Origin of the sequence: Mesorhizobium sp. B2-5-7, assembly GCF_006440875.1 — a bacterium.
Taxonomy (GTDB): Bacteria; Pseudomonadota; Alphaproteobacteria; order Rhizobiales; family Rhizobiaceae; genus Mesorhizobium; species Mesorhizobium australicum.
In genome coordinates, this window is the sequence record NZ_VFUO01000002.1 from 1,251,082 (window position 1) to 1,263,731 (window position 12,650).

At 63.3% G+C, this 12,650-nt stretch carries 13 protein-coding genes; 7 read left to right on the forward strand and 6 right to left on the reverse strand.

What is annotated here, in order from left to right:
- Positions 1 to 318: 318 nt before the first annotated feature.
- From FJ543_RS13635 to FJ543_RS13645, 3 genes are read left to right on the forward strand one after another with little or no spacing between them, the layout of a single operon-like run.
- On the forward strand, positions 319 to 1,800 hold the full coding sequence (locus tag FJ543_RS13635) for a family 16 glycosylhydrolase (protein ID WP_140875438.1): 1,482 nt from the start codon (positions 319 to 321) through the stop codon (positions 1,798 to 1,800).
- 34 nt (positions 1,801 to 1,834) lie between these two features.
- Positions 1,835 to 3,571: a type I secretion system permease/ATPase gene (locus FJ543_RS13640; RefSeq protein WP_140875439.1), complete on the forward strand. Its 1,737-nt coding sequence runs from the start codon at positions 1,835 to 1,837 to the stop codon at positions 3,569 to 3,571.
- A gap of 1 nt (position 3,572) precedes the next feature.
- A complete protein-coding gene (locus FJ543_RS13645) occupies positions 3,573 to 4,892 on the forward strand; it encodes an HlyD family type I secretion periplasmic adaptor subunit (protein WP_140875441.1) in 1,320 nt (439 codons plus the stop codon).
- 67 nt (positions 4,893 to 4,959) lie between these two features.
- Here the strand turns inward: FJ543_RS13645 and FJ543_RS13650 are convergent, their stop codons facing one another.
- On the reverse strand, positions 4,960 to 6,270 hold the full coding sequence (locus FJ543_RS13650) for a hemolysin family protein (protein WP_015316146.1): 1,311 nt from the start codon (positions 6,268 to 6,270) through the stop codon (positions 4,960 to 4,962).
- A gap of 59 nt (positions 6,271 to 6,329) precedes the next feature.
- Here FJ543_RS13650 and FJ543_RS13655 point away from each other — a divergent pair, with 59 nt between their 5' ends.
- Positions 6,330 to 6,518, forward strand: coding sequence for a zinc-binding dehydrogenase (locus FJ543_RS13655; protein ID WP_140875443.1), 189 nt, complete (start codon positions 6,330 to 6,332; stop codon positions 6,516 to 6,518).
- 7 nt (positions 6,519 to 6,525) lie between these two features.
- Here FJ543_RS13655 and FJ543_RS13660 read toward each other — a convergent pair whose 3' ends face one another.
- Positions 6,526 to 7,233 (reverse strand): LssY C-terminal domain-containing protein, encoded by a 708-nt coding sequence (locus FJ543_RS13660; RefSeq protein WP_140875445.1) that lies wholly within the window; start codon positions 7,231 to 7,233, stop codon positions 6,526 to 6,528.
- A 111-nt stretch (positions 7,234 to 7,344) separates the two neighbouring features.
- Here FJ543_RS13660 and FJ543_RS13665 point away from each other — a divergent pair, with 111 nt between their 5' ends.
- Positions 7,345 to 8,055 (forward strand): gamma-glutamylcyclotransferase, encoded by a 711-nt coding sequence (locus FJ543_RS13665; protein WP_140875447.1) that lies wholly within the window; start codon positions 7,345 to 7,347, stop codon positions 8,053 to 8,055.
- Positions 8,056 to 8,062: 7 nt separating this feature from the next.
- Here FJ543_RS13665 and FJ543_RS13670 read toward each other — a convergent pair whose 3' ends face one another.
- From FJ543_RS13670 to FJ543_RS13685, 4 genes are all read right to left on the reverse strand, one after another.
- Positions 8,063 to 8,881, reverse strand: a complete 819-nt coding sequence (locus FJ543_RS13670; protein ID WP_140664925.1) for an extensin family protein — start codon at positions 8,879 to 8,881, stop codon at positions 8,063 to 8,065.
- Positions 8,882 to 9,026: 145 nt separating this feature from the next.
- On the reverse strand, positions 9,027 to 9,278 hold the full coding sequence (locus FJ543_RS13675; protein WP_140664928.1) for a hypothetical protein: 252 nt from the start codon (positions 9,276 to 9,278) through the stop codon (positions 9,027 to 9,029).
- A gap of 174 nt (positions 9,279 to 9,452) precedes the next feature.
- Complete coding sequence (locus FJ543_RS13680) at positions 9,453 to 10,496, reverse strand: extensin family protein (RefSeq protein WP_181173979.1); 1,044 nt, start codon at positions 10,494 to 10,496, stop codon at positions 9,453 to 9,455.
- A 200-nt stretch (positions 10,497 to 10,696) separates the two neighbouring features.
- Positions 10,697 to 11,122, reverse strand: a complete 426-nt coding sequence (locus FJ543_RS13685; RefSeq protein ID WP_140617734.1) for a DUF3775 domain-containing protein — start codon at positions 11,120 to 11,122, stop codon at positions 10,697 to 10,699.
- Between the two features lie 142 nt (positions 11,123 to 11,264).
- Here FJ543_RS13685 and FJ543_RS13690 point away from each other — a divergent pair, with 142 nt between their 5' ends.
- Positions 11,265 to 11,801, forward strand: a complete 537-nt coding sequence (locus tag FJ543_RS13690) for a tetratricopeptide repeat protein (protein WP_140617735.1) — start codon at positions 11,265 to 11,267, stop codon at positions 11,799 to 11,801.
- Positions 11,802 to 12,071: 270 nt separating this feature from the next.
- Entirely contained in the window at positions 12,072 to 12,545 is a 474-nt protein-coding gene (gene greA / locus FJ543_RS13695; RefSeq protein WP_023767588.1) for a transcription elongation factor GreA, read from the forward strand.
- Positions 12,546 to 12,650: the final 105 nt, after the last annotated feature.

Consider the following 12,650-nt stretch of genomic DNA (forward strand, 5'->3'; position numbering starts at 1 on the left):
CTAAGCTTCCCGCCCACCATGCGCCGAGGAGGGGGGCTGATGGGCTCGGAGGGGTAGCTGTCATCTAAGTAGATCATTCATCTAAGTAGATCCTTTGCAATTTCTAGTTTATACACCATTTTACTAAATATCTTTGCTTAAGCGCCGCTCTTTTCCCGAATAATAAGTATATGTCTTCCGAAAGATCGATGTTATGGTGGATTGTGTAATGATTCCCCGGAACGAAATCGTTCCTTTCAGCATTGATCCGACGTGGCCATCCGGAAGTCGTAAGCGAACGGTTCGAGGCGGCCAGGCCTCACGAGGAGGGTGTATCCGATGAGCTTCTTCGTCAACGCCGTGGGTGTTCCTCTTCCCTATAGCGGCACGTCCAACCACTGGTTCTCGGCGCCTGGGGCCGGGCCCGACCTGTATGGCAGCGCGGGAAATGACTCGTTTTACGGAGCGGGCAATCTCAACGTCACCATGCATGGCGGCACGGGCGATGACATCTATTACCTCTATGGGGCGGGCAACAAGGTGGCCGAGGGCGCCGGGGCAGGCATCGACACGATCAGCACATGGATGAGCTACAAGCTCCCCGCCAATGTCGAGAACCTCATCGTCACAAACCCCAATAACTACGCTTTCGGAAACGGGTTGGACAACATCATCACCGCCAAGGCCGGGCACCAGACGATCGACGGCGGCGCGGGAAACGACGTGCTGATCGACGGCGGCGGCGGTTACGACACGTTCGTCATCTCGAAAGGCAATGGCAGCGACCTGATCGCGAATTTTGCCGCCACCGACACGGTCCGCCTCAACGGCTACGGGTTCACGTCGTTCGACGCGATCCATTCCAGCATGATCCAGGCGGGGTCGAATGTGCTGTTGAACCTCGGATCAGGCGAGATCCTGGAGTTCAAGGACACGACCATCGACAAGCTGCAGCCCAACCAGTTCGAATTGCCGATCGACATGTCCGGCATGAAGCTGTCCTTCTGCGACGATTTCAACGCGCTCAATCTTCACAACGCTCAGGGCGGCACGTGGGATACCAACTTCTCATGGGGAGCGCCGAACGGCAGCACATTGACCAGCAATGGCGAGCTGCAATGGTACATCGACGCCAATTACGGGCCGACGAGTTCCGTCCACCCGTTCAGCGTGAATAACGGCGTGCTCACCATCACCGCCGCGCAGGCGCCGGCCGACATCAAGCCCCTGATCAACAACTACGAATACACGTCAGGTATCCTCAATACGCACAGCACCTTCTCACAAACCTACGGCTATTTCGAAATGCGCGCCGACCTGCCCGAGAACGCCGGCGCCTGGCCCGCCTTCTGGCTGCTGCCGGCAGACGGCTCGTGGCCGCCGGAACTGGATGTGGTCGAGACGCGCGGGCAGGACCCGAACTCGTTGATCATGACGGCGCATTCGAATGAAACGGGAACCCACACCAAGGTGACGTCGACGGTAAACACCATGGATACCGCCGGCTTCCACACCTATGGGCTGCTGTGGACGCCGGACAAGCTCGTCTGGACTTATGACGGTGTCCAGGTCGCGGAAGCGGCGACGCCATCCGATATGCACAAGCCCATGTACATGCTGGCCGATCTCGCGGTCGGCGGTCTTGCCGGCGCGCCTCCCGATCACCTGGCGACGCCTGCCGAGATGAAGATCGACTATATCCGCGCCTATACGCTGGACAACGCGCCGGCGAGCGCTTTGCACACCACCACCAGCACCGCCACGCATAGCATCGCCAGCAGCACGCTGCACGGCGGTTCCGAATTCGGGGGCCACGCGTAAGGGCCGGGATCATGCAGCGGCGGGAAATGCGGAAATGACTGGACCGTCCGGCCTGCGTCCGGTCTTCCTGCGCGCTATCGCCGATGTCGGCGTTTTCTCGCTGCTGATCAACATCCTGCTGTTGGTGATTCCGCTCTACCTGCTGCAGGTGTATGACCGCGTGCTGCCGTCCTCCAGCGTCGAGACGCTTGTCTATCTGTCAGCTATCGCGGTGCTCGCGCTCGCCTTCCTCGGGCTGCTGGACGCGATCCGCGCCGTTTACACGCAGCGCGTCGCGGCGACCGTCGACCGCAAGCTGGGTGCCAGCACCTTCGCCGTTTCGCTCGGCGCGAGATATGCCGGCGGCCTGTCGCCGCTGCGCGATCTCGCTTCGGTCTGCGCCTTCATCAGGTCACGCGGCGTGGCGGTGCTGTTCGACCTGCCTTTCGCCCCTGTCTTCCTCGCCTTGCTCTATCTCATCCATCCGGTGCTGTTCTGGGTGACGGTCGCCGGCGCGGTGCTTCTGCTATTCCTCGTCGTGGCCAACCAGCTTGCGATCGGCAGGAACGATGCCTTGTCCGCGGAGTGTTCGGCGTTGGCCAGCCAGGCGGAACAGGCCTTTGCCCGCAATGCCGAGACGCTGCGAGCCATGGGCATGGTGCGGAATGCCTCGCTGGTCTGGGGACGGCACGTGGCGGCGGCGCTCACTTTCCATGACCGTTCCTCGAGCGCCAACGCGATCTTCAGCGGCGCCTCGCGGGCGCTGCGCATGATGCTGCAGTTGGCGATCCTCGGCGCCGGCGCATGGCTGGTGCTGCAGGGGCAGATGACGGCCGGCATGATCTTCGCCTCCTCGCTGGTGTCGTCGCGCGCGCTGCAGCCGCTCGACCAGTTGATCGGCGCCTGGCGGCAGATCGCCGATGCGCGGCGGGCGTGGACGCGGCTGGAAAAAGCGCTCGCAATGGGTCCGGCGGAGCCGCGAAAACTGATCCTGCCCGATCCGGCCGGCGCGATTTCCGTGCAGGACGTCTTCTTCATGGCGCCGAACGCCCAGCCCGGCACGGAACCCATCCTCAAGCGGCTCAACTTTGCGATCGGCGCGGGCGAAGCGCTGGCCGTCGTCGGCCCGAGCGGGGCCGGCAAATCGACACTGGCGCGGTTGCTCGTAGGGGCCGCCCAACCGACCGGCGGCTCAATCAGGATCGACGGCGCCGACCTCAGGATCTGGGACGAAAGCCAGCTTGGAAAGCATGTCGGCTACCTCGCGCAGGAGGTTGAGCTCTTTCCTGGATCGATCGCGCAAAACGTCGCCCGCTTCGACCCGCAAGCGGACGACGCCGCGATCGTCGAGGCGGCAAGGCGCGCCCAGGTGCACGAACTGATCCTGGCGCAGCGCGACGGCTACCAGACCATGATCGGCCCGTCGGACAGGGCGCTGTCGGGGGGCGAGCGCCAGCGAATCGGCCTGGCGCGCGCCTTCTACGGCAATCCGCGGCTCCTGGTACTCGACGAGCCCAGCTCCCATCTCGACGGCAGCGGCGAGGCCGCGCTCGAGGCGGTGCTTTCGGCCGCGCGGGCGGCGGGCGTCACGGTGATCGTGATCACCCATCGCCCTTCGATCGCCGCCGCTTGCGACCGCGTGATGCTTTTGCGCGCCGGCATGGTCGAAGCCTTCGGCCCTGCCGACGAGGTGCTGCGGCGCTCGGTGATCGGCAAGGCCCCCCAGCAGAGCACGGTGGTGACCGGGTCATTCGTCCCGACAATCCGCGCGGGTGGCAGTTTCGGATCGTGAGATGACGACACAGAGCCTCGCCTGGGACAGCCAGCCGCGCACCGACATAAGACGCGTGGCCCTGACCGGCTACGTCGCCATAGCGGTGCTGGCGGGCGGCTTCGGCTATTGGGCCGTCAGCGCTCCCTTGTCGGGAGCGGTGATCACGCAAGGCACGATCTCGGCGACCGGCGGAAACATCCGCATCCAGCATCGCGAGGGCGGGATCATCAGGGAGCTACCGGTCCATGAAGGCGATCGCGTGCAACAGGGCCAGGATCTGGTCGTGCTGGACCCAACGGCCGCGCAGGCCGAGCTCAACCGGCTGGTGAGGCAGTCGATCGCGCTCAGGGCAAGTGCGGCGCGGCTGGAGGCGGAACGCGACGGATTGGACAGGATGGCGCCCATCACCGAAGCGGCGCCGGCACCTTTTCAGCACGATTTCGAGATCCTGGTTCGCGAACAGCAAAAGGAATTCGACGCCAGGCTCGCCCGGTTCCGGTCGGAAAAATCGATCCTGGCACAACGCGTCGCCATGCATCGGCAGTCGGTGGTGGGGTTGCAGGCCCAGCAACAGGCCATTCAGCAGCAAGCCGACGTCGTGAAGAACGAACTCGGCATCAAGACCGGCCTGCTGGACAAGGGCCTCACCAACCGCACCGAGTACTCCCAGCTATTGCGCAGCGAGGCCGATCTCGTCGGGCAGGCCGGGGCGTTGGAGGCCAATCTGGCGACGGCCAACACCCAGATCGTCGAGGCCCAGGAGCAGATCGAGCGCCAGACCACGCAACGCGTCGAGGAGGCGCTGACGAAGCTGGACGACGTTCGCTCCAATCTGGCCGATGTCGAGGAGCAGACCAGGGCGGCGGAGGCGGTGCTGCGGCGCACGACGATCAAGGCGCCGGAGGCAGGCATCGTGGTGTCGTCGGCCTATAATTCCAAGGGAAGCGTGATCGCCCCCGGCGAAAAGATCATGGAGATCCTGCCCACGGCATCGGGCCTCGTCGTCGATGCAAGGCTGCGGCCGAAAGACCTCGATCAGGTCCGCGTCGGCCAGCCGGCGAAACTGCGGCTGTCGGCCTTGAATGCGCGGCTCACTCCCGAGGTCTCAGCCACGGTGGCGCAAATCTCAGCGGACCGGCTCATCGACGAGGCAACGCATGAGCCCTATTTCCGAGCCAAGCTGAGGATCGCGGCCGACCTGCCGCCCGGCGTAAAGCCCGAGCAGCTTTATCCCGGAACGCCAGTCGAGGCGTTCATCAACACCGGTGATCGGACTTTCCTGGAGTATCTGGCACGGCCGATGCTCGATTCCTTCGCCCGCGCCTTCACCGAGCGGTAGAGCTCGCGGTCCGCGCAATATATTGGCCGCCGTCGAGGGCCGCCGGACCGAAACCAGGCATATGCCGTCAGCGCACCATCTCGCGGTGACCGCTGGGCAGGCGGGTGGCGATCAGCTTATCGATGCGGCGGCCATCGAGGTCGACGACCTCGAAACGCCAGCCCTGCGCGTCGACACATTCGCCGGTCGCCGGCAGATGGTGCATGTGCGACAGCACATAGCCGGCGACGGTCTCGTAGTCGCGGTTCTCCGGCAGGTCGATGCCGAGCACCTCGGCCATCTCGTCGGCCTGCATGTAGCCGGCGAGAAGCCATGAGCCGTCGTCGCGCTGGACGGCGTTTTCTTCCTCGCCGGCCTCGAGATCCGAGCGGAAGACGCCGGTGATGGCTTCTAGGATGTCGGCGGGGGTGACGATGCCTTCGAAGTGGCCGTATTCGTCATGCACTAGCGCCATCGGCACGTCGCTCTCCTTCAGCTTCTGCAACACATCAAGCGCATCGGCCTGGTCGTGCACGATCGGTGCCGCGCGCACATATTTGCGCGGGTCGAGCGCGCGGCCGCCGAGCAGTGCGGCCAGCACGTCGCGCGTCTGGATGACGCCGATCATGGCGTCCACCCCGCCGTCGCCGGCGGGCAGGCGCGAATGCTGAGTGTCCATCAGGAGCTTGCGGATCGTGGCATCGTCGGACTGCAGGTTGATCCAGTCGACATCGGTGCGCGGTGACATGACGGCGCGCACGGCGCGGTCGCCAAGCCGCATGACGCCGGCGATCATGCGCCGCTCGTCGGATTCGATGGTGCCGTGATGCTCGGCCTCGGCGACCAGCATCTTGATCTCCTCGTCGGTGACCTTCTCCTCGCTTTCGCCGCGCTGGCCGAGCAGCCAGAGCACGGCACGGCCCGAAATATCGAGCAGGAAGACCAGAGGGGCCGAGATGGTGGCCAGGATGGTCATTGCCGGCGCCGCCCGTGCCGCGACCCGCTCGGGATCGCGCAACGCGATCTGCTTGGGCACGAGTTCGCCGATAATCAGCGAGGCATAGGTGATGATGGCCACGACGATGCCGACGCCGAGCGGGTCGGCTATGTTCTCGCGGATGCCTGCCGTAGCCAGATATTGCGCCAGCCTCTGGCCGAGCGTGGCGCCGGAAAAGGCACCCGAGAGCACGCCGACCAGCGTGATGCCGATCTGCACGGAGGACAGGAATTTGCCGGGATTGGAGCCAAGCGCCAAAGCGCGGCCGGCACCCTTGACGTTGCGGTCGATCATCGCCTTCAGGCGAGCCGGCCGCGATGAGACGATGGCGAGTTCGGACATCGACAGAAGGCCGTTCACGCAGATGAGGACGACCACGGTGGCGATTTCAACGTATAGCATGAGGGCTCAATAGCATTGCCGCACGGCTTTCGAAAATAGTCGGCGGCCATTTTAGAAAGATGACAGCGGATGCGGGTGGATCAGACAGCATCCCAGGGCGGCGCGCGTTCGAGCGGATGAACCTGGCGATCGAGGCGCTGGCGATCAAGCCGGTCGTCGACAGGCTCTTCGGTTTCGACGAGGTGCCGCGGGCCTTCGAGCATCTGGAGAAGGGGCCGTTCGGCAAGATCGTCATCGCGACGACCTGACCTGCCGTCACGGCAACTGCTTCAGCACGCCGACGATCGCCTTGCCGTCGGTGAAATAAGGGTCGCCGCCGCCATTGCGGCCGCTCCGGGTGGGGCCGATGCCCGCCAGGCCGCTGGTCGAGGCCAACAGGCCGGCGGCATTGAGATCGCCGATCATAAAGTCGCGCTCGGCATCGAGGTCGGGACCGATGTGATGGGTGATGGCGCCCGTGTCATGGCTCAGACCGACGCCGCGATCGAAGCTGGCGGCACCCAGCCAGAGCGGCCTGCCATCGTCGCCAACCATATCCGTTCGCCAAAAACGGACGTGATGGCGCCGGTCGGCACTGTCGCCGACCGGCTTTTCGAAAGCGAGTTCCTGGGCGCGGCCTTCGAACAGCAGGCGGCTTATCGGTGCGTCGGGATAGGGGCGGGAAAACAGTACACTTTCGCCGATGTCGATGGCGGTTCTCAAGGTGACGGCGTCGGCGGTGTCCCAGCCGGCGACGGCGAAAGCGTGCACCAGCTCCTTCTCCGTGCCGATCAGGCCGACATTGATGGGGTCGCCGGGAATGCCTTGCGACGTGTGGGTGACCATCTCGAAATGCCGATCGCGAAAGCCGCGATCACGGAATGTCCAGAATTCCGGCGCCGCGACATAGGCGAGCACCAGATAGCCGCCCAGCACGGCCACCACCCAGATCGCAATGCGTCGCTGGGGGCTTCGTTGGCTCATAAAGGCGGCTCGATCCGAGCGCTATCTGTTGCCTGACGGTTCCCTGGAAATCAATGGCCAGAGATGAGCAGACGGTTTATCGTCAGCCATCATTTTTTCGTGGGGGCGGGAATGAAACGGAAGCCGACGGGCCCGAGAACGATGGCGTTGACCGCGGATCTTGTCGCCCGGGTCGAGCGCGTCGAACTGGATCCCGGGCCTGAGCCTGGAACGGCCGAGCACACCAACGCGGAGTTCGATGAGTTGGTCGCTCGACTGCTTGCCGAATATCGGCCCGAAATGCTGTGGGTCTTCGCCTATGGTTCGTTGATCTGGAATCCCGAATTCGTTCCTGTCGAGCAGCGCCCGGCGACGGCGCCTGGATGGCACCGTTCGTTCTGCCTGAAGCTGACGCGTTGGCGGGGCACGCGCGAATTGCCTGCCCTGATGCTGGCGCTGGACCGCGGCGGCAGCTGCAACGGGATCGTCTACCGGCTTCCCGATGAAGATCATTTCGGGCAGCTCGGCCAGCTGATGCGCCGGGAAATCGATGCCAACCCACCAACCAACGTGCCCTGCTGGATCAAGATCAAGACCAAGGAGGGTCCGCTGCGCGCTCTGGCTTTCGTCGCCGCGCCGGGTGGCAAGGCCTATGCCGGACGGTTGCCGTTGGAGCAGGTTGCGGACACGCTGGCGCGAGCCGCCGGACACTGGGGGTCGTCGGCGCAGTATCTGTTCCGGACCGTCAGCAAGCTGGAAGAAAGCGGTATTCGGGACAAGAATCTCTGGCGCATCCAGGATCTCGTGGCTCGGCAAATTATCGCGTCCACCGGTGACGCATGATCTTTTCCTACCGGCAGGCGCGGTAACCGTTCCTGCGGTTCTTGATGTCGAAATGGAAATGGTTGCGGTGGTCGTAATTGTAGCCGGGGCCGAGCACGGTGGTGAAATACTGGCAGCCGTCGGCGCGCACATTGTTGAGGAAGCCGCGGGTGCGGAAGGCGAACAGGCCGGGTTTGCGCACGTCGATGTCGTCGCCATTGTTGAGTTCGATGCTCATGACGTCGAGCGCGTTGCCCTTGCCGTGCTCGGACAGCACGCCTTCGCCGGCAATGTTGCGGCAGGAGTAGCTTGAGCCCTGGTGGATGGTCCTGACGCCGGAGAAATAGCGCCAGCGGGCGGAGGGAACGAGTTCGTTCTTGGTCCAGGCGGCGAAGGTGGCGGCCATGTCGCAGGTCAGGGTCGCTGCGGGTTTCATCTGGATGCTGCCGATAGCCGTGACCTTGACCGGATAGTCGATGCCGCACTGGCCTTCATGGATCGGCGCCAGATCGGTGTAGGCGACATCGAGGCGCTTCAGCTGCTGGCGGCAATCGGTTTCGCTGGCTGGAATCTGCTCCACCGGCGACATCGGCTCGTCCATGCGCGGATAGGCGGCGGTCAGATAGGGATTTGAGGGTACGAGCTTCTGCATGCCAGCATATTGCGGCAAGGCTGCAGTCTGGGAGCCGACGTCGACAGCCGGCTGCAGTGACAGCACGCTGCCAGTGTTGCAGGCGGAAACGGCGACGAGGGCAAGGCCAGCGGCCACCATCGCTGTACATTTTGCCATCACTGCGCATTTTGATTGGCGCGCGACCGTCTCGGCGGCGCGAAATAGCTCGGCCATGGGCGGAATTCCTATCCTGATCGGTGGGATTTTAACGATCAAGGGTAAAGGAAAGCTCAGCGTCGGCGCTCACGCCTGCGGCCGAATTGCGGCAAACTCTGTGTAGCACAACGCAAGCGCCGAGTTGCTGAGGTTTGACCCAAGATTATCCGACGCAGATGTCTATCAGGTTGCCATTGTACATGCGCCAGCACAAATCCTTTCCCTTGAAGTGGCGATGCTGGATCTGCTGGTACAGGGGCATGGGCTTCGCCGGCTTTGCAGATTTCTCATGCCTGGGTTGAATTTTCTCATGCCTGTGCTGATCTACGCGTTTTTTGAAATGCGCCGAGGCTGAAGTTATGCCTGGTGCAAATAGCACAGCCATAGACAGGAAAATGAACGCCGCATATTTCATGCTATTTCCCTTCGAGGCCTGTTCACGTGGCAAATGGAATGACCGGCTCCGAGGAGCCTGCATAGCGAATATAGTTAGATCAACTTGCAGCTCTTGAACAGGCATGGAACGGCCAAGAGTTCGATAATTCAAGGCATCGAACTCGAGCCACATTGCGGCTTGCGATCGGCGATTTTATTGGCAGAACGTTCCGCCATGCCGGCGCGGCTCGAGATCGAGATGGAAATGCAAGGAATGGTCCGGGTCGGCGCCTGGGCCGAGCACGGTCTTGAAAGGTCCGCAGGCGGCCTTGCGTACGGCGTCGAGGAATTTGCCGTCTTTTTCCGGCGGCGCCGGCCCGACCTCGATCGTCCTGCCATCGGACAGCGTAAAGCTGGCAATGTCGAGCGCGTTGCCGAAAGCATGTTCCGACAGTTTGCGTGTGCCATTGCGCGGCCGGCAGACGAAGGCCGACGCCTGGCCGATCGATTTCAGGTCGGCGCCGAATTCGGCTTTAGCCGCCGGCTGGATGACGTCGGCGGCAAAACGCGCCGCCGCCTCGGCCATCGGGCAGTTGAGCTCGGTGCCCGGAGCAATCGCGATCGATTTGCCAAGCGACTTCAGCACGACGGGGTAGGGGATCGAGCAGCCGATTTCGGGGTTGCTTTCGGCCTTGTGCTCCTCGAATTCGACCCCGAGTGTCTTCAGGCGCTCGCGGCAGGCGACTTCCTCAGCCGGCATCTTGTCGGCGGGAAGATCGGCCGAGCGTGGATCGGGCAGCATCTTCTCCTCGTCACCTGCTTCCGCCGGCTTTGGCGTTGGCTGCGGGGCGACGGCCGGCGGTTGAGGTTCGGGCGTCGTGGTGGCGGGCTTTGGCGTCGGCGTCGGCGCCACGGCAGGCGGCTCCGGCTCGCTTTCGGTTTCGGCTCGTGGTTCCGGTGGTTTCCGGCTTTTCTGATGGGACCCTTCGTCGCTGGGTAGATCGGGGTCCTTGGGCAGATCGGGCGCCGCGCCGCTCTTTGGATTTTCAGCGTTCTGGTCTTGCGACTTTGGGGTGTCCACTTTCTGAGTGTCCACCGGGCGTGGCTCGGGCACCGGAACATCGGCGGACGGCCGAGCATCCTGCGTTGCCGGCGGTGCCGGATTGGGCGCGAGATGCTGCCTGGCTCGCGCTCTCGACTGCCGCTTGCCTCGCGGTTTCAGCGGCTGATCGGCCCGCTGTGTCAGCGGCTGCTCCACGCGGGGGCTCAGCGGCCCATGGTGTTTGTGACGATGTTTGGCGTCGGCCGGCATGACCAGCAGAGCGGTAACGGCCAAGGCCAATGCAATCCTGTACCCTCGAGAAAAGCTCAGCTTTGCCATCATCCACAAAACGGCGCCAGTCGGCCGAAGTTGCCTGGACAGGCGCTTAGACCCGATCACAATCGGTTACCTCCGCGTTACGCGCCGATCGCTTCCAGCCCCTCTTCCAGCCAGTCGGCGAGCAGCGGCATGCCGAGCAGGTATTTCGCCGTGCGCTTGTTGGCGCGCTCGCGCGCCGCGGTTACGGCATCGGTCCATTCCGAGGGGTCGTAGTCGCCGCGGCCGACCCAGGCCAGCGCGATCAGCTCGGCGGCCTCGTCGATATTGAGGTCGTTGATCAGCTCGCGCAGCTCTTCCTCGGTGAGGTTCTCCGAGCTTTCCTCGGCAAGGCCGTCATGGTGGTGGTTGTCATGCGTGTCGCCGTCGAACTCGACCTCGTGTTCGGCGCCGTCGGCATAGTCCTCGTTGACGGCCGCGCTCAGAGCCTTGGCCTTGAGGATGAACAGCCGCACGGTATCGGGGCCGATCGTGAGATCCCAGTCCTTTTCCAGCCGTCGCTGCACGGGCCCTCTCCGTCAGTCGTTTGCCGGATGATACCGGATTTGCGGCATCCGTCACCTCATGTTCTCCAGGCGATCTTTTTCCGGGATGAAACGCGGACCGCTCGGCGTTAGTGTTGCATTGTCACACCCTCAGGAGGTTTCCATGCATAAAAGAGTGCTGATCCAGGCGGCGAGCGCGCTTATCGCTCTGCAGTTCCTTGCCGTTCCGGCGTTTGCCGCCGGCAGCAGTGGTGGTAGCGACCAGACTGTCACCCAGTGCAAGAAAGGCGAGGTCTGGGACAAGAAGAAGCAGAAATGCGTACCGCCGAAGGAAGGCATGCTGGACGACGACAGCATCTACGATGCGGGCCATGCGCTGGCGATGGCCGGCCGCTATGACGAGGCGATCTCGGTTCTCGTTCTTGCCGCCAACAAGCAGGATCCGCGCATCCTCAACTATCTCGGCTACTCGCACCGCCATTCCGGCCGCGTCACCGTCGGGCTCGGCTACTACGAGGAAGCGCTGCGCATCGATCCCGATTACACGCTGGTGCGCGAATATCTCGGCGAGGCGCATCTGCAGATCGGCGACCTGGCCGGCGCCCAGCAGCAGCTGATGGAAATCGAAAAGCGCACCGGCAAGGGTTCGCGCGAATACGGTATGCTGTCCGAGCAGATCGACCATTTCATGAGGAGCTGATCGGGGCCCTCCTGATGTCTCAAAGCGGCTGCGAGCGATCGCGGCCGTTTTTGTTCGGCTCCGTCCCACGGCCGCCCCTGCTACAAAAGAAGGGATGATTTTTACAAAACCGATTTTTGGGCGTGAAAAGCCCGCAAAGATTGCTATATTCAAGGAAATTGCGGTGAAACGGTTCCGTTAGCCCGAGGCTGCCGGACCGTTTTCTTTTTGTACCCCAACGACAAGGCTTCCCCCGAAATGCGGGGGCGGCGGCAGGAAAGGTCAGGCACTATGAACAAGGTCCCGATGACAGGCGAGGGGTTCGCGTCATTGAAGGAAGAACTGCGTTGGCGCCAGCAGGAAGAGCGGCCGCGCATCATCGAGGCGATCTCCGAGGCGCGCTCGCATGGCGACCTGTCCGAAAATGCCGAATACCATGCCGCGAAAGAGGCGCAGAGCCTTAATGAAGGCCGCGTCAACGAGCTTGAGGATTATATCGCGCGCGCCGAGGTCATCGACGTGACCAAGCTTAGCGGCGAAAAGGTCAAGTTCGGCGCCACCGTGGTGCTGGTCGACGAGGACACCGAGGAGAAGAAGACCTATCAGATCGTCGGCGACCAGGAAGCCGACGTGAAATCCGGCCGCATCTCGATCTCCTCCCCGATCGCGCGCGCGCTCATCGGCAAGGAAGTCGGCGACGCCATCGAGGTGAATGCGCCGGGCGGCGCCAGGGGTTACGAGATCGTCCAGGTGCAGTTCATCTGAGGGCGTCGGCTGGGCGCAGCTCCGCGCTGACAGGTGCTATTCGCGCGAGGTTGGCGCCGCCCCTGCCGGCAGGCAGATGAGGGGCAGCGCCAACCCTGCCAATCG